Origin of the sequence: Xenorhabdus sp. KK7.4, assembly GCF_963876465.1 — a bacterium.
GTDB lineage: Bacteria > Pseudomonadota > Gammaproteobacteria > Enterobacterales > Enterobacteriaceae > Xenorhabdus > Xenorhabdus stockiae.
On the sequence record NZ_CAWNQF010000144.1, the window covers coordinates 147649 to 168722 of the forward strand.

A 21074-nucleotide genomic window follows, 5' to 3' on the forward strand; every position below is an offset into this window, starting at 1 on the left:
GTTCTAATCTAAAAAAATGCTTGCTTATGCGTATGGCAGACAAGCAACAACCAGGCCCAGATCACCTTTGGAGACCATGCCTTTTGGACGTAAATGACGTTTACGCTTAGTTGATTTTTTAGTCAGAATGTGACGAAGGTTAGCGTGCTTACGCTTGAAACCACCACTGGCAGTTTTCTTGAAGCGTTTAGCTGCGCCGCGTACTGTTTTAATCTTTGGCATTTTAATATCCACTTCGCATTGTTAATTACAACGAACTAGTAAGGCGAACAGACCCCTTCCAAACTGGTTGGAGCCTGCTACTTGTATGCCTGACTATTTCTTCTTAGGAGCGAGCACCATGATCATCTGACGGCCTTCGATCTTCGATGGGAAGGATTCGACCACTGCCAGTTCACTCAAATCTTCACGAATGCGGTTAAGCATTTCGATGCCAATCTGTTGATGCGCCATTTCACGTCCACGGAAACGCAGGGTGATTTTGGCTTTATCGCCATCTTCCAGAAAACGAATCAGGTTGCGTAGTTTGACCTGATAGTCGCCTTCATCTGTACCAGGACGGAATTTAATTTCCTTGACCTGAATAACCTTTTGTTTCTTTTTCTGTTCTTTGATTGACTTACTCTTCTCATAGAGGAACTTGCCGTAATCCATGATACGACAAACCGGCGGTTCGGCATTTGGGCTGATTTCCACCAAATCAACACCAGCTTCCTCAGCTTTTTCAAGAGCTTCTCTCAGATTGACAATACCAATCTGCTCGCCATCTAACCCAGTTAAACGAACTTCAGAGGCGCGAATCTCTTCATTAATGCGATTTGGGCGCGCCGGTTGAATTCTTTTTCCGCCTTTAATACCTTATTCCTCCAATTGACGAAGATTGCGACTGCGTATTTCTGCCAGCAACTTCTCTGAGAACTCGCTGACATCTATGCTACCTAAATCCTTACCGCGGCGGGTACGAACGGAAACTTTTCCTGACTCGACCTCTTTATCACCACAGACAAGCATGTAAGGTACACGACGCAGAGTGTGTTCGCGAATTTTAAAGCCAATCTTCTCGTTTCTCAAGTCTGCTTTTGCACGAATGCCTACATCTTGAAGTTTTTTAACCAATTCCTGTACATAATCTGACTGACCATCGGTAATATTCATGACAACCACCTGTTGAGGTGCCAGCCATGTCGGGAAAAACCCGGCATATTCTTCTGTCAGGATACCAATGAAGCGTTCAAGGGAACCCAGAACAGCTCGGTGGATCATTACAGGAACCTTACGTTCGTTATTTTCACCGACATACGACGCACTCAAACGCGCCGGCAATGAAAAATCGAGCTGCACAGTACCACATTGCCACGCTCGATCCAAACAATCATACAAAGTAAATTCAATTTTAGGTCCATAAAATGCACCTTCACCCGGCTGGTACTCAAATTCAATACCATTTGTTTTCAAGGCCTCAGCGAGATCTGCTTCTGCTTCATCCCACTGTTTATCAGTACCAATTCTTTTTTCCGGGCGAGTCGATAGTTTAACAACTATCTTCTCAAAACCAAATGTACCATATACATCATAAATCATTTTGATGCAGCTACTGACTTCCTGAAGAATTTGATCTTCAGTACAGAAGATATGCGCATCATCCTGAGTAAAGCCACGGACTCGCATCAAGCCATGCAGAGCACCTGAAGGTTCATTACGATGACAGCTACCAAATTCAGCCATACGCAGCGGTAAATCACGATAGGATTTTAGCCCCTGGTTAAAGATCTGGACGTGCCCCGGGCAATTCATCGGTTTTACGCAGTATTCACGGTTTTCCGACGAAGTGGTGAACATATTTTCTTTATAGTTTTCCCAATGTCCAGTTTTTTCCCACAGGATACGGTCCATCATAAATGGGCCTTTCACTTCCTGATATTGGTACTCTTTTAACTTGACACGAACAAACGTTTCTAGTTCACGGAAAATTGTCCAACCATCATTGTGCCAGAAAGCCATACCCGGCGCTTCTTCCTGCATATGATATAGATCAAGCTGTTTACCAATTTTACGATGGTCACGCTTTGCCGCTTCTTCCAGACGTAATAAATAAGCACTCAGCTGCTTTTTATCTGCCCATGCAGTACCATAAATACGTTGCAACATTTTGTTGTCGCTGTTGCCACGCCAGTATGCACCTGCAACTTTCTGCAATTTGAAATAATGGCAGAAACGCATGTTAGGTACATGTGGGCCACGGCACATATCTACGTATTCTTCGTGATGATACAAACCAGGTTGATCATCACGGCTGATATTCTCATCCAGAATCTGGATCTTATACTCTTCACCACGAGCTGCAAAAGCATCACGAGCTTCCTGCCAGGTTACCCTTTTCTTGATAACATCATAATCTTTCTTGGCAAGCTCCATCATGCGTTTTTCAAGCAGCTCGATATCTTCCTGCGTCAAAGAGCGATCCAAATCGATATCGTAATAGAAGCCATTATCAATCACCGGACCAATTGCCATTTTGGTGTCAGGCCACAGTTGTTTGATTGCATGACCCAGCAAATGCGCACATGAATGGCGGATAATTTCCAGACCTTCTTCATTTTTACTGGTAATAATGGCCAGTGTGGAATCTGTTTCGATTAATTCACACGCATCTACCAATTCGCCATTAACACGACCAGCGATACACGCTTTTGCCAAACCAGCACCGATATCGCGAGCAACATCCATGACAGAAACGGCGTGCTCAAATTGACGTTGACTACCGTCAGGAAGAGTAATTACAGGCATTTAAAATCCTTATCTACAGTGGTGACCCACACGAAAGATCACTTGTATGAAATATTTACCTCAAGAATTCAATACGTTAATTGCGGGCACTTGCTGCACCATGCAAGTTATGTACACAGTTAAGTACACAAAATGACAAACGACTCATGTACACCGCTTTAACTCGACGGAGGATGTTATCACCCATATCATTTAGCAACAAATAAAAAGAACAACATAGGTATTATTATTCAATGGACATAAATTCTTTTAGCCAAAAAAACGGCAGTTTTCCTGTAATTTCTCAATCTCCAAGATTTCCGGACATCAAGGTTTGAAAAGACTTGAACGCTAATCACTCAACTTATGCTTAGACAATTCTGCATTTATTTTTTTTATTCTCCCCGGTGATACACTTAACGTTAAGAAACAGATCCCCAGCAACTCTAAAATAATCATCAGAAATATCATAACTACCGTATTCAGGATACTGATATCCTGACCATCCACATATAATATTTTAAATGCAATAAAAAGCATCAAAACAAAAATAACAACAGACATTAATTTCTCAATCCAATAATTAAAAACATAAGAAGCATCAATTCTTATTTTTGCAAAATCCGAATTTACCATGACATATCTTTTTAATCTTTTAATATCGAATATATACCCTGCTTCAATGCCTAGACTGGTCAATTGTATGACTAAGTGCCTAAGATCCTTTGATTTAATCTTAGTCACTTTAAACATAATCTCAGAAGTAATAATATCTTTAATATAGACTTTATCTTCCTCAGTCAGGTATTCATCATATTTCTCAAGATAATCAATATTGTTTGTGAGCCTTCTATTCCTAAAAAAATTCAGGCTGCTATAGACATTTTTAAGCATGACCCAGATACCTCCAAGAAATGCTGTAAAAGCAGACAATATTGATGCTATAGCAGAGTAATTTTTTATTACCCAGTTCAGCAAGTCATCAAACATACATTCACCATTATTGTTTACATAGATAACTATAGTATGAATGCCATATTCAAATTTTCCTGTTTGATACCACTTGTATGGCTAATACTGATGCTGACGAGATAATTTTGTTCTTATGTAAAAACCACCCAAATGAAGGTGGTTTAAAGATGATAACCTGCGTTAATTTATCTATTTTTATCTGGTTGACCATTATGGTTGCCAAAAACTTGTTCAGGAGGTGAATCCCATCCATCACTTCTGGTTTTTTGATATTCTTGATTCAGTGGATACCAGATTTTGTTTTCAGGTTTACTTTTTTCTCCGACAACCAATAACCTAACTTCGGATACTGTATTATTTATTACAGTGTGACAAATCCCTGTGCCAGCAGGAAAACCAACGGCATCTCCCGGCTCTAATCGATACAGTTCTCCGTTAATCCACACATCAGGTGTTCCCTCAAGCACATACACGAATTCTTCTTCATTCTTTTCTGCGTGGGGGTAAGATGTTCTACGACCGGGTAAAAGACGCTCGTGGTGGATACCCAGTTTCTTTAGTCCCAGAGATTTACCAAGAGCAGAGCCTATAGTGAAAATTTCATTGCTATCGGGGTATCCTGCTCTCTCTTCTTCTTCGTTTTGTGTCCAATGCTGAATAAATTCAGGTCTTCTGTTTTCTCGTTTTAATGACATGACACTTCCTTTATTATTAAAAAATTATTAGTAGTAGGATAATTACATTGTTCTGAAAATATATTTAGATAACTATATTGGGATGGACGAACGTAGCCAACAAAGAGCAACTGGAGAGACGGAGCGTATTTGTAAAAGAAAGCTATTATGTCCTCTTGATAACTAATAGAAAAAATAATAAATCACATATTCAATTCAGTGTGAAAAAAATCACTCTAAATTAAGATAGGCATTCTTCACTTTCCATAAATAGCGAGGAGCCTGTGGTGCGGGATGATTATTCTGGACATACTGATAAAATTCATTCGGTGTCATTCGGTTAATTTTATTAATTGCCAACTTACGATCTGAATCAAATGTCCGCAATAATGCTCCAGCGCCATTAACATAGGCAACTATTGTTGCATAATATAAAATTTCAGGGTTAATAATTCCGCTTAGATGCTGTTTTTTCAAAATACTAATATAGGCAGTGCCAAGATCAATATTCGTTTCAGGGTCTTTCAATTCACGCATAGTTGGCTGCCCTGACTTACCTTTCAGTCGATAGGCATCTTTACCTGCTGTAGAGGCTTTAATCTGCATCAATCCAACTGCATTAGATTTACTGATAACTTCTGGGCGAAAGCCGGATTCAACCTGAATAATTGCCCTAATCAAAATTTCATCCACCCCATAACGTTTTGCAGCCTGTGCAATAAAATTATCAAAGGGTGTTGCTCTTCTCTGATTATTCAATTTATTCTGCGACACCATAATGCCATCGCCGCCGAATATTCTTTTCGATGTTGATTTATGGTCATTTTTTACTTGTTGAGACTCCTGATTTGTACATCCTGTTAGCAATATCATCAGAAAAATATGAACATGAATAAACTTTAATCTCACGAAAAGTTCTCCTAAACTAAAATTAACCTTATAAAGCATATATAATTTTATGAATAAAATGAAAATATTTTTATATATCTCATCAAAATAAATTGAGGCAGTTATATTCAATGAACTTCAAAACACTAGACAATATGTTGTTTTTTTGTTCGCATGATGATTTTAGAAACCAGAAAAATTCAGGATAACCTGCAAAATTATCAATCATATCACTGTATCACCTTGACTTTATAAAGATGATATTGATAATCATTATCAACAATCGCATGCATAACAAATAAGGTTTACAATAATGAACAAAAAACGTTCTTTTTCTATTTTCCCGATACTCCGTATAACTATTACCCTCTTCACTATTACCTTATTCAGCCTGCAAGCTCATGCAGATAAAAAATTCAGGGTTGTAACTACATTTACCATTATTCAGGATATGGCTCAAAATGTCGCAGGGGATGCTGCTATTGTTGAATCTATTACAAAACCCGGCGCAGAAATTCACGATTACCAACCCACCCCCAAAGATATCATTAAGGCGAAGCGAGCTGATCTAATCCTCTGGAACGGGTTAAATTTGGAACGTTGGTTTGAACGTTTTTTTGAAAATATGCAGGATATTCCTGTCGCTATAATCACCGAAGGTATTACGCCACTCCCGATCCGCGAAGGGCCTTATAATCAGAACCCTAATCCCCACGCTTGGATGTCTCCGAATAACGCACTTATTTATATCGAAAATATCCGTAAGGCTTTAGTCAAAAACGATCCACAAAATGCAGATACTTATAACCGTAACGCCAAAATTTATGCTGACAAGATAGCCAAATTGGATGCGCCATTAAGAGAGCGCCTGTCTCGTATTCCTGAAAATGAACGCTGGCTGGTAACCAGTGAAGGTGCATTTAGCTATCTCACACAAGACTATGGTTTCAAAGAGGTCTATTTATGGCCAATTAATGCCGAAGCACAAGGTACACCACAGCAGGTCCGCCGTGTCATCGATACGATGATAGAACATAAAATCCCTGTTGTTTTCAGTGAAAGTACTGTTTCAGATAAACCCGCAAAACAAGTCAGCAAAGAAACCGAAGCACGATATGGCGGCGTACTTTATGTTGATTCCCTCTCTACAGCAAAAGGCCCTGTTCCTACCTATATCGATCTTTTGAATATGACAGTCGATACTATCGCAAAAGGATTTAATCAATGAAAAACGCATCGTCATTATTTGAAAAGCCACATTTATTAGTTGATAACGCTACTGTCACTTACAACAACGGCCATACTGCAATTTATGATGCGAGCTTTGATATCACAGGCGGCACCATATGTGCATTAGTAGGAATGAATGGCAGTGGTAAATCGACATTATTCAAAACTATTATGGGGTTAGTTACTCCATCTCAAGGAAAAGTTACCCTTAATGAGCAATCCATAAAAACAGCACTCAAAAAGAATATCATTGCATACGTTCCACAAACTGAAGATGTAGACTGGAACTTTCCGGTTCTGGTTTCTGATGTTGTGATGATGGGGCGCTATGGAAAAATGGGCTTCCTTCGCAGGCCCAGTAAGCTAGACCATCAAATCGTAAATCGCTCACTAGAGCGGGTTGGGCTGATTGAACTACGTGACAGACAAATCGGTGAACTTTCTGGTGGACAGAAAAAACGGGCATTTCTGGCACGCGCACTGGCTCAGGAAGGAAAAGTTCTACTTTTAGATGAACCTTTTACCGGGGTAGATGTTAAAACTGAGAATGCCATTATTGATTTGCTTCGTGACCTGCGTGATGAAGGACACTTAATTTTAGTCTCCACACATAACCTCGGCAGTGTTCCCGAATTTTGTGACCATGTTATTTTGATTAATCGCACCGTTCTGGCCAGTGGCCCAACTGAAACTACATTCACGCAGAAGAATCTGGAAACCACATTTGGCGGTGTTTTACGTCATATCAATCTCTCTGGCCCTGAACTCCATGACGATGACGATCCTCGTTCCCTGACCGTCATTACCGATGATGAGCGAGCTGCCGTATTTTACGGTCATGATAATCATGTTCCTCCACGACAAAGTCAAAAACAGAAGGATGAACAGTTATGATGGAACTGTTGCTACAACCATTTAATTATAACTATATGGTGAAAGCCATGTGGGTAAGTGCCATTGTCGGCGCTGTCTGTGCTTTTTTGTCAGCCTATTTAATGCTAAAAGGCTGGTCACTGATGGGGGATGCCCTCTCCCACTCTGTGGTGCCCGGAGTTGCCGGTGCCTATGCCCTCGGTTTACCTTATGCCGGTGGTGCTTTTTTTACTGGTATGCTTGCAGCATTATCAATGACTCTCGTACGCCACATCACACGATTACGTGAAGATGCCGTTATTGGGTTTATATTTTCCACTTTTTTCGCTGCCGGGTTATTGATCGTTTCTTTAAATCCAACATCCGTTAATGTACAAACCATCATCCTCGGCAATATTCTGGGGATCGCTGATGAAGACGTTTTACAGGTAGAAATCATTATTGCTGTGTCTTTTATTGTTCTGATGCTGCTCTGGAAAGATCTGCTGGTTGTATTCTTCGATGAAAACCATGCCCGATCCATCGGGTTATCCCCATTACGCCTGAAAATTATTTTTTTCACTTTATTAAGCGCCTGTACTGTTGCAGCCTTACAAACAGTTGGCGCTATTTTGGTTATTGCTATGGTCGTGACTCCAGGAGCAACTGCGTATCTACTGACAGATCGTTTTAAGAATCTGCTTATCATTTCAGTTGCCATAGGCGCCTTAACCAGTTGTATAGGTGCTTATATTAGCTACTTCCTTAATGGTGCAACCGGAGGAGTCATTGTTACCTTACAGACTCTGATTTTCCTGCTGGCTTTCTTCTTTGCACCTAAACACGGTATGTTGGCCTCTCGCCAACGAGCTAAAAAAGAATCTCAGGCAATTACTCAGGGAGAGCACTCATGAATGCCTTGATTGAGTTCATCACGGAACCTTTTATGCATGATTTTATGCAACGTGCCATTGTCGCTGCGATCGTCGTGGGAACTGTCTGCGCAGTACTATCGTGCTATTTAGTGCTGAAGGGGTGGTCATTAATGGGAGATGCCATTTCCCACGCAGTATTACCGGGAATTGTTCTGGCATTTGTTGCAGGAATACCACTTGCAATAGGTGCTTTCCTTTCCGGAATATTTTGCGCCTTTGCCACTGGATATCTGAAAGAGCATAGCCGGGTTAAGGAAGATACCGTCATGGGTGTTGTGTTTTCTGGCATGTTTGCATTTGGTCTGGTACTTTTTACCCGCATAGATACAGAACAACATTTGACCCATATTTTATTCGGCAGTATCCTCGGTATTACCCAAAATGAACTGATCCAGATAATGTGCATTGCAGGGTTCACTCTGGCCGTTGTTCTTCTGAAACGTAAGGATTTCATGCTATATTGCTTTGATCCTAATCAGGCAAAAGTTGTTGGTTTACCAGTAAAGCTGCTGCATTATGGCTTATTATCTCTTTTAGCTCTAACCATTGTTGCTTCATTACAAGCTGTTGGGATTATTCTGGTTATTGCAATGTTAATATCCCCCGGGATTATTGCTTTTATCCTATGTCGGAATTTTGAACGTATGATGATTGTTGCCATAATGGCATCAGTCACATCCAGTGTGCTTGGTACAATAGTCAGCTTCCACATTGATGGTGAAACCGGCGCATGCATTGTTATCATTCAGGCTATTTTCTTCGCATTTGCCGTTATTTATGACCAAATAAAATTAGCCAGAAAGAAAATGCATAGAAAACAGGCCAAGGATATATTATCCCCATCAGTGTGAGTTTCAGTAAAATCAAATTAGGGGCCTATATCTAATTTAAATATGGCCCGCTAATCAGAATTTAAATTCTGTTTTAAACTGTTCAACCACTGCATCTGTATGTAATATGAGCATAGTAATTGTCAACTTAATGAGGTGAGTCATGTGGCAAACTGTTAGCCGTCTATTAAGTGAACATTTTGAAGAGGCAGAAATCCGCAGCAAGACGGAATTATCAGGAGGAGATATTCACCGCTCTTGGTCTATTGAGTATGGCGCTCAGCATATCTTTGTTAAGTCCAATACGAAAGAAATGTTGCCTATCTTTAAAACAGAAGCAGAACAACTGGAATTATTAGCCCGTAGCAACACAACCAGAGTACCTGAAGTATATGGCGTTGGGCATGACCGTAATCATAGCTTCCTTTTACTCGAATATCTTCCTATCAAGCCATTTGATGCCCACAACGCGTACTGCTTTGGCCAACAACTTGCCCGGCTTCACCAATGGAATGAACAACCCAAATTTGGTTTTGATTTTGACAACATGCTTGGCACGACAATTCAGCCTAATGGGTGGCAAAAACGCTGGAACCAATTTTATGCAGAAAAGCGTATTGGCTGGCAATTACAACTTGCATCAGATAATGGCATGGTATTCGGAAACATCGATGCAATTGTCGAAAAAGTTAGCAATAAACTGCACTCTCATCAGCCTGAGCCATCTTTATTACATGGTGATTTATGGCCAATGAATTGCGCATCTTTAGATCACAATAGTGTCGTTGCATTTGATCCTGCCTGTTATTGGGGTGATCGTGAGTGTGATCTCGCTATGCTCCCTTTTTACCCTGAGCTCCCTCTACAGGTTCTTGATGGCTATCAAAGTGTTTGGCCACTACCGTCAGATTTCATTGAACGGCAGCCTCTCTATCAACTCTATTATTTATTGAATCGTTGTAACCTTTTTGGCGGGGATAATTTTACCACTGCACAAAGTATCATCGATAATATATTATCCGAATAAAAATCCGATCCTATTCAAAATAGCTACATAATCAGATTTAAAATTTAATCAAAGAGTTAACTAAAGCAATCCAAACTTGTTTGTTTATTAATTTATTAAAAAAATCAAAGAAGTTAAGAAAGTTAAATTGTAACAAAAGATTAATTATATTAATTTCTCTTCGTGAAATTTATGAAACAGACAAATATATACTTAATAAATTTCAAACTGCACTGTAGTGGCAAGAAAGCACACCCACTAGAGTAGTTTTATGAAAACACTGACAGGGAGGAGCAAGCATTGCCAACAAAGAAGCAATCTGAAAGGCAACAGATACGATGTAGCTGCGGAACTCTGTATCCCGCAGCTATGATATTGCATCACCAACCTAATAATTTTGATAAAAAATAAGCAATTGCACCAATAATAATAGGCGATATATAGAGAGTGAATATTTGACTGAATAATGAGTGCCGAGGGAATTCTACCTTGGCTTCCAGCTGTTCTTTAGTGACATCACTTTCTTTTGCTTTCTCAAGGATCATATGATCTTCAATCTGTTCCCTAATAAATTTAAATTGACGGTATATCCTCAAACCAGATGCACTCATCGCCAAACCAACAAACATCAGGAAATAGATGACTAAAAAACTAACATTCGTTCCTGTGAACGCCGCCACATAATCTGGTGTTGGAGAATGTCTCCAGAAAAAATCTAAAAACGGTGTATTGAACTTAATCACGTCAGCCATCATTTTTAAAAAATCATTCAAGACTGCGTTAATACCATCACCTTTAACTCCATGCAGCCATACCAAATTGACTACTGAAACTAGAGTTGACAAAAAAGCAGGTATAAAAATAATCCAACCCAATAGCCGCTTCGTGATAGCTACATACCTTGCCTGTGAATACGTCATTGATACTCCTCATGCGCATATATCCAAAAGATTTCAAGTTGTAACGCGAAAGTAAGTGAATTAATCACCAGAAGCATATACTCTTCGCCTTTCAAATTTCCTTTTTATTGGCTGGGCAAGTTCATTTTTGACTAATTTGCTGCTCCCTTGCCGCCACGATGCAATGTAAAATCCATTGAGTATAGATATATGTTCTAGGCAAGGGCCAGTTAAATATTAGTGTTATATGTTAATAAATAAAAGATTTTTCTTTTTTACCCCCTGTTCAACCAGGATAAAACCCTCTATACTAGCGCACTGTATGCATAAACAGCAATCAGCTCCAGTAATCAATACAACAAACAATCTAGTATAAATAATTATGACAGCAGAAGGACACCTTCTCTTTTCAGTTGCCAGCCTTGTATTGGCTCACCAGCTAGAAATCACTCCAGAAATAGCACAGGGGGATTGGTTCCACATGATTCCCGGTGTACTTTTGGCTTCTTTATTGCCAGATATTGATCATCCACATTCAACTTTAGGTAGATTATTCCGTTTTATTTCCGTTCCTATTGCTCGGCTTTGCGGGCACAGAGGGTTCACTCATAGCCTACTGGCTCTGACAGTCGGTGTTGTTCTGTTTCAGACTGAAATACCCCCTGAGTGGCCTATACCAACTGATTTTATCCATGCCATGCTCATAGGGTATATTAGCCACCTAATCGCAGATATGCTGACACCCGCAGGTATTCCTCTCTTATGGCCACTGAAAATGCGTTTTCGAATTCCTATCTTGAGGGGAAAAGAACGTAAAAAAGCAGAGCGCTTCATAGCAGTTTTACTTGTAGTAATTGCTATTCTTATTCCACAACATATCAATCTTTCATTTATGGATTATTTTGATAAATTGCAATTCGATAAACTGCAACTTGATAAATTACACATTGATAAATTACAAAATTTGTACAAATAATTGAATTTATTTTTAATCAAATAATGGTCCTATTTTGATAATAGGGCCAATCAAAAACATAAATATTATTTCTTTATTTTTGCTCATTAATTTCACTATCTGGTATCTAACTTCTGAGTTACAACTTGCGATTGTTGATAAATAAACTTATATATTAATTAGATAACTTAAATGACTTCATATTCTCTGAGGCGGCCCCACTCACATGTGGGCTAACATTGAACGAAAGCAAAACAAATCCCATAAATACATATAACTAATAGTGCTATCTAGTGACAAATAATTATATTATATTCTCTAAAATTATAAGAAAGCTAATACTTATATTGATACCATAATTCTTTAATAAAATAATGGTAAAACTTTTCGCTATAACTCGAAGTGAATACATACCATACAAGAATATTAGTCAGAATATTGGAGACTAGGGATGAATTTACCACTCATTATCAATGTGCTGGTTTTTACAGCACTACTCGTTATATTAGCAAAAACGAGTTCAGATCAATGGAGTCTATCCAAAAAAGTTCTTTTTGCCTTAGTTGTTGGTGTCTTTTTTGGATTAGCATTAAATGTTATTTATGGTGCGCATAACCCGATCGTGAAAGAATCAATTAAATGGTTCAACATCGTCGGCAATGGTTATGTGCAATTGTTACAAATGGTCATTATGCCATTAGTCTTTGCTTCTATACTAAGTGCAGTTGCACGTCTGCATAAAGCATCTTCCTTAGGTAAAATCAGCTTGCTGACTATTGGTACTTTACTGCTTACTACAGCGATTTCTGCTTTAATCAGTGTTGTTATCGCCAATATGTTTGGATTGACCGCTGCTGGATTAGTACAGGGGACACAAGAGGCTGCTCGTCTGTCAGCAATTGAGACAAACTATATTAATCGGGTTTCAGACCTGAGTGTACCGCAACTAATCCTCTCTTTTATTCCTAAAAATCCATTTGCAGATCTTACTGGAGCAAATCCGACCTCAATTATCAGCGTCGTCATTTTTGCAACATTTTTGGGAATTGCAGCTCTGCAAATGCTGAAAGATGACCAAGAACGCGGTGAACGTGCTCTTATCGCGATTGATACTATGCAAGCATGGGCAATGAAACTAGTCAGGCTGGTTATGCGCCTTACCCCATATGGAGTAATGGCATTAATGACCAAAGTAGTTGCCAGTTCAAATATTCATGATATTGCCCAATTAGGTAATTTTGTTGTTGCTTCCTACATTGCTATAGGTCTAATGTTTGTTGTACACGGTATTCTTTTAGCTATAACAGGTATCAACCCACTAAAATTCTTAAGAAAGGCAGGCCCTGCTCTAACATTTGCTTTTACCAGCCGCTCAAGTGCTGCAAGTATCCCGTTAAATGTTGAAACGCAAACACGTCGCATTGGTGTTCCTGAGTCTATAGCCAGCTTTTCCGCTTCATTTGGTGCGACTATCGGCCAAAACGGTTGTGCTGGAATTTATCCTGCTATGTTAGCGGCTATGATCGCTCCAACAGTTGGTATTGATCCTTTTGACCCTCTATGGATTGCAACTCTGGTGGGGATTGTGACTATCAGTTCTGCTGGTGTAGCTGGTGTTGGTGGTGGTGCTACGTTTGCTGCACTTATTGTTCTGCCAGCAATGGGATTGCCTGTCACTTTGGTCGCTTTATTAATCTCTGTTGAACCACTGATTGACATGGGGCGTACTGCTCTAAATGTTAATGGAGCTATGACTGCCGGCACAATTACCAGTCAGTTAATGGGTAAAACTGATAAAAAGCTATTTGATCAGGATTAAATAATCCTAATGGTAAAAAAGCCGGGATGTATGATAAATCCCGGCTTTTTTCATTTAGCTGTTTAGATTCTCATCTTTTAAATAGATGCAAGCCAAGCAGTATTACTTAATATATTCGCCGCTACGTAACGCTTCAATACGTTTATCCAATGGTGGGTGAGATAAGAATAACTCACTAAAACTCTTCGATTTGCCATTGATACAAAACGCCATCATGCTGCCTTCTTCCTGAGGCTCATAGCTTGTTTTGAGGCGCTGTAATGCAGCAATCATTTTCTCACGCCCGACAAGTTTTGCTGAACCTGCATCTGCGTGAAATTCACGATAACGAGAGAACCACATGGTAATAATACTTGCCAGAATACCAAATACAATTTCCAAAACCATGGAAAGGATCATATAAACAATAGGGTTGCCATTACTACTACTTTCGCTCTCATCGTCACTGCTGGACAAGAAACTTGCAGCTGCTTGTGCAATGATACGTGAGATAAAGATAACAAATGTATTTACAATCCCTTGTAACAACGTCATTGTTACCATGTCACCATTAGCGATGTGGCTAACCTCATGAGCAATAACAGCTTCAGCTTCATCACGGCTCATATTATTCAGCAAGCCTGTACTAACAGCCACTAAAGACGCATTACGGCGCGCTCCTGTAGCGAATGCGTTAATATCCGGTGCGTCATAGATAGCAACCTGCGGCATAGTAATGCCGACTTGATCGGACTGACGGCGAACAGTTTCCATCAGCCAGAATTCCATTTCGTTAGACGGTTTTTCAATAACCTGCCCACCAACAGAACGTAATGCCATCCATTTTGACATTAACAAAGAAATAAATGCACCACCAAAACCAAACAAACCAGCCATAATCATAAGGCCGGCAACACTACTTCTCTGTACTCCCGTAAGTGAAAGTATTATCCCAAACACAACCATAACGGCAAGGTTGGTGAGCAGGAACAGGGCAATTCTCATCATATAAATTTGCTTCCTTTAATAATCAAACAGTTCAACTAAAAGTAAATCATAAGATGGGGACTAAGACCATATTATTCAATTTCTTTAAGGTGTTAAGCCATAGAATCAACTTAACTTTACAATTTTACATAAGATCCAGCTAATAATACAAAAGTAAAAAAACCGACTATAAAGTCGGCTTTTTATGCATTGTGATATCCAAAACCACTACTATTTATTCTGAGTTATTTCAACTGGCTGGTGAGCCAAATCCAGAGCAATTTGTACGGACTCGTCTAAGTAAGGGTCTGGCCCTTTATAATCTTTTGCTAAGTCATCAAGCGACACAAGTGGTTTTTTGCCTTCACGTTTGAAGCGCTCATTGATACGATTTAGTTTAATCGCTTCATATTCTTTATTTTCTTTCTCTCGCTCTGCATAGTTTAATGAATAAACACCATGACGAGCTTTTAGTACTTTATAATAAGCAATATCCTGGTCAATATATTTAAATTCAGGATCATTAGCGATACGCTGGCGATGCAGTTTAGTTAATGATGGTACTAACTCTGAAATATTCTTTGAAGAAGAATAAACTGCTGGCTGGATACTATCCCAAGGCAAAGCATTATCTTCCTTACTTTCACCTATATCAGTAGGCTCTGCCCCTGTTGGCATAAGAATATCAGGTGTCACACCTTTAAGCTGAGTACTACCACCATTTATCCGGTAAAACTTCTGAATGGTATATTGCACTGAACCAATTGCTGGCCAGTCAGGACTGAGCATTTGATCATAAATGCGGTTCAGGGAACGATACTGTTGAACTGTCCCTTTACCAAAGGTCGGCTCACCAACAATTAATCCACGACCGTAATCTTGCATAGCAGCCGCAAAAATTTCAGATGCAGAAGCACTTAAATTATCAACTAAAACAACCAAAGGGCCTTTATAATATATCGCTTCATCAGTATCTGAATCCTCTTTAATCCGCCCTGTATTATCTCGGATTTGTACAACCGGACCAGTTGTGATGAATAAACCAGAAAGTGAAACAGCTTCTGTCAGCGCGCCACCGCCATTACCACGTAAATCAATAACAATGGCCGAAACATTTTGCTTCGTTAGTTTTTGCAGTTGTACTTTTACATCATTAGTCAAACCAACATAAAAACTGGGAATATCAAGAACCCCCACTTTTTCTTTACCAACAGTTTTAACTGACATTTTAACTGCGTTGTCTTCAAGGCGAATATTTTCACGAGTTAACGTAATAATATGATTTTTTGCCCCTTTCGCACTTGGAATAATTTCAAGGCGGACTTTACTGCCTTTTGGCCCCTTGATCAGAGCTACAACATCTTCCAAGCGCCAGCCAACAACATCTACAATAGGTTTACCTGCCTGCCCTACCCCAATAATTTTATCTCCGACTTTGAGCAAATTACTTTTGGCTGCCGGTCCCCCTGCTACTAGTGAGCGGACGGTTACGTATTCATCATCATATTGTAAAACAGCACCGATCCCTTCAAGTGAAAGGCTCATCTCTGAATTAAACTGCTCTGTATTACGAGGTGAAAGATAACTGGTATGAGGATCTATTTCACGAGCAAAAGCCATCATTATGATTTGAAAAACATCTTCACTTTTACTCTGAGTCAAATGTTTCAGCAAAGTCCTATAACGTTTTGTCAGCGTTTCCTTGATCTCTTTGTCATTTTTCCCTGACAGTTTAAGATTTATCCAATCTGACTTAATCTTTGCATCCCAAAGATTATTTAATTCTTCAACACTCGCAGGCCACGGTGCTTTATCACGTTCAGTCTCTAGCTTATCATTTCCATCTAAGCGGATAGGCTTCTCTAACGTGGAAAGAGCATATTGATAGCGTTCAAAACGACGTTTTTGCTGTAAGTTAAATAACGCATATGGAAGATGTAAATCACCATTCTCAAGCTCTTTACCCAAAAGCCCTTTTTGTGTAGCAAATTGCGCGATATCTGATGCCAAAAAAATATTATGCCCATAATCGAGCATATTTAAGTAACGGTCAAAGATCTTGCCTGAGAAATCGGCATCAAGATTGAAATGTCGGTAGTGAGAACTGAGAAAACGGGAAACAACCCGTTTACTTACTGTCGCATGTTGTGGTTCCGGTTTTAGATCGGGTAGCTGATTTATAGTAACAGTAAGCTGATTATTCCCAACTGTTGTTCCGGTAACAGGTACAGAAGTATTACTACGAGCAGCACCATCATTGACAGTATCTGCATACCCTGTACCAAAAAATGATAGCCCTAAAACGAAAGCCAAAGTAATGAGTTTGTTCATGCCCAAGTTGGCCTCCGTATCAGAACTTTAAGTGTTCTGCGCGTACAATCATTGCCAGACCAGTAGGTAACTGCACTCTTACACCATCTTTCGCAATTTCCAGCACAGAAGCATCCATTAGGCTTTTCCCTACATTCACTTTGATCGTCTGCCCGACTTTCAAAGAGGATACATCTGTAACTGAGGTTAACTCAGGTTGTGCAATTTTTTTGCTAGTTTTATCTGCTGGTTTACGCGATTGCTGCGGGCGCTCTTGCGAACGGGATGGACGTTTTTCATCCTTTTTACCTGCTTCCGGACGGCGACGAGGCGCAGCCTTTTTATTCACAGGACGTTCGCTTTTCTTGTCAGATACGTTTTCTGTTTCACGTTTTTTGGCACGTTGCTCAGCCCGTTGAGCCTGTACACGAGCTTTAGCTTCCGCTAACTGCTGGCGCGCATGTTCAATATGCTCAGCTTCCAGCTCACCACATGCATTACCGTCAAGGTCAACACGTTGAGCACCTTCTTTTACACCATAAAGGTAACGCCAACTGGAAGTATACAAGCGCAGAGCAGAACGGAGTTGTGTTTTACTTAAACACTCTTCGCCCTGAATGCGTTCAACGATATCCTGAAAGATCCCGATTTTCAAAGGACGTGCTTCACCTTCTGCGGCGAAACATAACGGGAAACGATCAGCCAAAAAAGCAATGACTTCTTTACTACTGTTCAACTTAGGTTGATTTTCCATGAAATTTCCTGATTACAACGGTTTTGCCAACCAGCGCAGGCATGAACAGGCGACATTATAATGGTGTTGCCGATAAATGCCACGTCATACATAAGTTAAGTTACATTCTGTTGCAGATATTTTGGCACAACACATTGCCCCAAATGCTCACAAAGCCTGCTAACAAGGGCTTTCAAGCCATGTTCATCGTATTCATCGAACCGGTCAAAAACCGTGCTGTCGATATCGAGAACGCCAATAACTTGCCCATTAATTTCCAAAGGAAGGACAATTTCAGCATTACTATTGGCATCACAGGCTATATGACCGGGAAAAGCATGCACATCAGAAATACGCTGAATACTATTCTTTTCTACAGCGGTTCCACATACCCCTTTCCCTATAGGAATACGAACACAAGCAATTTTGCCCTGAAATGGCCCTAAAACTAGGGTATCACCATCTACCAAGTAAAAGCCAACCCAATTAACATTATCCAAATGTTCATATAACAATGAACTTGTATTTGCAAGAGACGCGATCAGGTTATACTCGCCTGATAATAATGCCATCAAGCTATCTGATAAATTTTCATAGAGTTTATACTTATCCATATACACCTATACAAAGTAGTCAAGCACAACAAATGAACAACAATAAATTAACGAACAGAGATTCTTATTAAAGATATCAGTCACTCCGATAAATTTTCTACTATCCCTTGTATTCGCTGTCCCAGCTTAAAGCCCGAAGCACAGAATTAGAATTTTCTTTCGAGAATTTTACCAGTATTCACTTTTAAAATTCAGTTAGTTATCACAGCTTATATTATAAAACTACCTGATTTGCAGTCCAAACCGTGTTCCTGTTCAAATTATTATCCAATATTCTCTCTACCGACGAATGGTTGTTTATTGCAATTTTTTTGTGTTTGTTTGTCACTACATTATTGCCATTCAAAGTCTACTGAACAAATTATACAAATTAGGAAAAACATGAACCTGTGAAAAAAGAGTAAAATTATTCACTAATTATGGTAAGCATAATAAAAAAAGGCCGAGCTCATTCCTCTACTCGGCCTAGGGAAAATGGCTCTGTTAGAGAGCCGTGCGCTAAAATGCCATTGAGACGTAGAACAACTTACCTCTTAAAGAGTAGTTGACACATGGTAATTTACCAATTTTGGTTAATTTATTAGCACATTAATTGACATTTCATTCATATTAACAATAAAAATCACTTATCTTTTTTATCACCTGATTTATAATCACATAAAGACATAGCTGCCTTTTGAAATGGTTTAATACTCATTTTTTGATTATTATCCTCGGGATCATCCAGAAGTATTGTACTTAACGGTGTTGCAATCACCTGATGCGCTTGCACAAGTTCTTCTGCTCGTTCATTAAGTGGATATTGCATAAGCGTACTGGGGTTGATCACGAACAATGCACCTCCTGAACGGCAATCAAGCATAACCTCTTCACGGGTGAAAGCCCACTGCTTACCAAACTGTAATTTACTTACAGTTTGTATTGGAGCCGCTATCCCCTGAAAAGAAAAAAACAAAAAAGATAAAACACAAAATACTCGTTTCATTGTTATTCCCCAGATAAATACACAACCCGAATTCTAACGCCCTTTTCCCTGTTTATATAGCTAAGACTACACTCATTACCATAACCAATACACTTAACTGCACTACACCATACTTTCAGGGAAATGGCAGCGCAGAAACTCTGCGCTTATGCATTTAACACGAAATACAGTTGAAAAATAGCTAAGCCGACCAAAATGGAATATGCCGCATGTAAATAAGGATCACACAGGAGGTTCTGTTGCAAAAATAGCAACGCATAGCAGGGCAGCTGTTCCCAGAATGATTTCCAGCCAACTGTTGATCATTAGCAATTCATAGCGCCCTTTTTGCTTTAATTTAGGCACTAGGATATAACGATTGATTAAGGCTAAGAGAACCATAATTGTGACCAATATTATTTTTAGCCATAACATTGATTGGTATTCGGAGATCGGGACATCAAGCGACGGCCAGCCCGGAATTAAAATGATGCTACTGACAATACCTGTGGCAATTACCAAAAAAACGGCCAGATGCCCATAATTAGAAAATCGTCTCATCGCAGCAACACTTTCATCATAAAGACGATTCTCCGTGCCTCCATACCCCACCTTATCAGGAGTTGGATTCAAGCCGGCACCACCTTTCAGACGTAAAAATTGCAAGCACAGCAAAAACGGCCATAATCCACCAAACCAATAACCTGCACTGAGTAAGTGGACAACCTGATTTAGTTGAAGCAGTTGACCAAGTTCCCCTTCATACATAGCGGCATGCCCAATGAAGGCATGGCTTGAAAGCAAAACAACAGAGCAGCCTAATAATAAAAAGTGCTTTACTTGTGAACTACCGGCATTAGTACGTAAAAAAAGTATCCCCATCACAGTAAGTGTTGCAACCAACAATTGCCACTGCCATACCTTGCCAAAAGCGGTCCCTAATACGGCCTGCCATATTTCAGGCTGGTAAGCATCGTGCCAGCCATCTCCCATCAGCCCGGCCTGTACAATAAACCAGACGATTGAAGTAATAAAAGCCAGAGCAGTACTAATCCCTAAAGCAGACTTCAGCCGTTTTCTAATCAATACTGAAAAGTGGCCTGATGCAAGTAAAGTAATGAACAGACTAAGCCCGAACATTAGCATTACAACCACAAAGTGGAAAAAACGGCAGAGTACGTATAATGCCTCGAGTGAAATCATTATCTTACGGTAAAGTTATAGACACCTTTTGTTTTATGGCCATCGACTGACAACACACTCCAATCAACGCGATATTCTCCGGCAGAAAGTTTGGCTTCAACCGGCAGAATCAATTTGGTTTTAGTTTCTGGATCAAGCTCCAGTTTTCCTGTTCTAATTTCTTGTTTTTCCGGACCAATTAATTTTACTTTGCTGAATCCGAGTTCAATGCGTTCTGAAAAACTCAGGGTTATAGCTTGTGGTGCAGCTTCAACCGTTGTATTTTCAGCCGGAGTTTGATCTTTTAAGTGGGCATGCGCTAAAGCCTGTTGGCAGGATATACCAACAAACAAAACAACCAAGGCAGATAATTTAGTCCAGAATGAGCGAATGCTAAAAATAGTCATAAATATATAACCCTTTAATATAAAGAAGAATTTTATAATTGAGAGGATTCTATATCAAAAGACAAGTTTAAT

The 21074-nt window shown here is 39.6% G+C and carries 21 protein-coding genes; 7 read left to right on the forward strand and 14 right to left on the reverse strand.

Annotation, left to right across the window (positions count from 1 at the left end; all coding sequences use genetic code 11):
* Positions 1–24: 24 nt before the first annotated feature.
* The 6 genes from rpmI to AACS90_RS22440 form a co-directional block, all read right to left on the reverse strand.
* A complete protein-coding gene (gene rpmI, locus AACS90_RS22415; protein ID WP_006118955.1) occupies positions 25–222 on the reverse strand; it encodes a 50S ribosomal protein L35 in 198 nt (65 codons plus the stop codon).
* A 93-nt stretch (positions 223–315) separates the two neighbouring features.
* Entirely contained in the window at positions 316–855 is a 540-nt protein-coding gene (gene infC / locus AACS90_RS22420; protein WP_099108187.1) for a translation initiation factor IF-3, read from the reverse strand.
* A gap of 3 nt (positions 856–858) precedes the next feature.
* Complete coding sequence (gene thrS, locus AACS90_RS22425; protein ID WP_099121584.1) at positions 859–2787, reverse strand: threonine--tRNA ligase; 1929 nt, start codon at positions 2785–2787, stop codon at positions 859–861.
* Between the two features lie 330 nt (positions 2788–3117).
* The gene (locus AACS90_RS22430) at positions 3118–3756 is read right to left on the reverse strand and encodes a hypothetical protein (RefSeq protein ID WP_099121585.1); all 639 of its coding nucleotides are present in this window, start codon (positions 3754–3756) and stop codon (positions 3118–3120) included.
* 167 nt (positions 3757–3923) lie between these two features.
* Positions 3924–4433 (reverse strand): cupin domain-containing protein, encoded by a 510-nt coding sequence (locus AACS90_RS22435; RefSeq protein WP_099121586.1) that lies wholly within the window; start codon positions 4431–4433, stop codon positions 3924–3926.
* 210 nt (positions 4434–4643) lie between these two features.
* A complete protein-coding gene (locus tag AACS90_RS22440) occupies positions 4644–5432 on the reverse strand; it encodes a transglycosylase SLT domain-containing protein (protein WP_241538212.1) in 789 nt (262 codons plus the stop codon).
* A gap of 181 nt (positions 5433–5613) precedes the next feature.
* Between AACS90_RS22440 and AACS90_RS22445 the strand changes: the two genes are divergently transcribed.
* From AACS90_RS22445 to AACS90_RS22465, 5 genes are all read left to right on the forward strand, one after another.
* Positions 5614–6528, forward strand: a complete 915-nt coding sequence (locus tag AACS90_RS22445) for a metal ABC transporter substrate-binding protein (protein ID WP_099121587.1) — start codon at positions 5614–5616, stop codon at positions 6526–6528.
* Positions 6525–7424 carry a manganese/iron ABC transporter ATP-binding protein gene (locus AACS90_RS22450; protein WP_099108192.1) on the forward strand — a complete coding sequence of 300 codons (900 nt, stop codon included), beginning with the start codon at positions 6525–6527 and terminating at the stop codon, positions 7422–7424. Before AACS90_RS22445 ends, AACS90_RS22450 begins: the two co-directional genes overlap by 4 nt.
* Positions 7421–8296, forward strand: coding sequence for a metal ABC transporter permease (locus AACS90_RS22455; protein WP_099121588.1), 876 nt, complete (start codon positions 7421–7423; stop codon positions 8294–8296). Before AACS90_RS22450 ends, AACS90_RS22455 begins: the two co-directional genes overlap by 4 nt.
* Positions 8293–9168: a metal ABC transporter permease gene (locus AACS90_RS22460; RefSeq protein WP_099121589.1), complete on the forward strand. Its 876-nt coding sequence runs from the start codon at positions 8293–8295 to the stop codon at positions 9166–9168. Before AACS90_RS22455 ends, AACS90_RS22460 begins: the two co-directional genes overlap by 4 nt.
* A gap of 142 nt (positions 9169–9310) precedes the next feature.
* Complete coding sequence (locus tag AACS90_RS22465) at positions 9311–10174, forward strand: fructosamine kinase family protein (protein WP_099121590.1); 864 nt, start codon at positions 9311–9313, stop codon at positions 10172–10174.
* A 359-nt stretch (positions 10175–10533) separates the two neighbouring features.
* Here AACS90_RS22465 and AACS90_RS22470 read toward each other — a convergent pair whose 3' ends face one another.
* Entirely contained in the window at positions 10534–11073 is a 540-nt protein-coding gene (locus AACS90_RS22470) for a YniB family protein (protein WP_099121591.1), read from the reverse strand.
* A gap of 361 nt (positions 11074–11434) precedes the next feature.
* Here AACS90_RS22470 and AACS90_RS22475 point away from each other — a divergent pair, with 361 nt between their 5' ends.
* Together AACS90_RS22475 and AACS90_RS22480 are read left to right on the forward strand one after the other, a co-directional pair.
* A complete protein-coding gene (locus tag AACS90_RS22475; RefSeq protein WP_099121592.1) occupies positions 11435–12028 on the forward strand; it encodes a metal-dependent hydrolase in 594 nt (197 codons plus the stop codon).
* Positions 12029–12458: 430 nt separating this feature from the next.
* Positions 12459–13826: an L-cystine transporter gene (locus AACS90_RS22480; RefSeq protein ID WP_099121593.1), complete on the forward strand. Its 1368-nt coding sequence runs from the start codon at positions 12459–12461 to the stop codon at positions 13824–13826.
* A gap of 102 nt (positions 13827–13928) precedes the next feature.
* On the opposite strand, the gene htpX is transcribed toward AACS90_RS22480, so the two are convergent.
* The 7 genes from htpX to copC all read right to left on the reverse strand — a co-directional run bounded on the left by htpX (position 13929) and on the right by copC (position 21002).
* Positions 13929–14813, reverse strand: coding sequence for a protease HtpX (gene htpX / locus AACS90_RS22485; RefSeq protein ID WP_099108199.1), 885 nt, complete (start codon positions 14811–14813; stop codon positions 13929–13931).
* Positions 14814–15023: 210 nt separating this feature from the next.
* Positions 15024–17123, reverse strand: a complete 2100-nt coding sequence (prc, locus tag AACS90_RS22490; RefSeq protein WP_099121594.1) for a carboxy terminal-processing peptidase — start codon at positions 17121–17123, stop codon at positions 15024–15026.
* 19 nt (positions 17124–17142) lie between these two features.
* Positions 17143–17856, reverse strand: coding sequence for an RNA chaperone ProQ (gene proQ, locus AACS90_RS22495; RefSeq protein ID WP_099121595.1), 714 nt, complete (start codon positions 17854–17856; stop codon positions 17143–17145).
* A gap of 95 nt (positions 17857–17951) precedes the next feature.
* Entirely contained in the window at positions 17952–18449 is a 498-nt protein-coding gene (locus AACS90_RS22500) for a GAF domain-containing protein (RefSeq protein ID WP_099108202.1), read from the reverse strand.
* A gap of 622 nt (positions 18450–19071) precedes the next feature.
* Positions 19072–19434, reverse strand: coding sequence for a YebY family protein (locus tag AACS90_RS22505; RefSeq protein WP_099121596.1), 363 nt, complete (start codon positions 19432–19434; stop codon positions 19072–19074).
* 222 nt (positions 19435–19656) lie between these two features.
* Positions 19657–20616, reverse strand: a complete 960-nt coding sequence (gene copD / locus AACS90_RS22510) for a copper homeostasis membrane protein CopD (protein ID WP_099121597.1) — start codon at positions 20614–20616, stop codon at positions 19657–19659.
* A complete protein-coding gene (gene copC, locus AACS90_RS22515; protein ID WP_099121598.1) occupies positions 20616–21002 on the reverse strand; it encodes a copper homeostasis periplasmic binding protein CopC in 387 nt (128 codons plus the stop codon). Before copC ends, copD begins: the two co-directional genes overlap by 1 nt.
* Between the last annotated feature and the right edge of the window lie 72 nt (positions 21003–21074).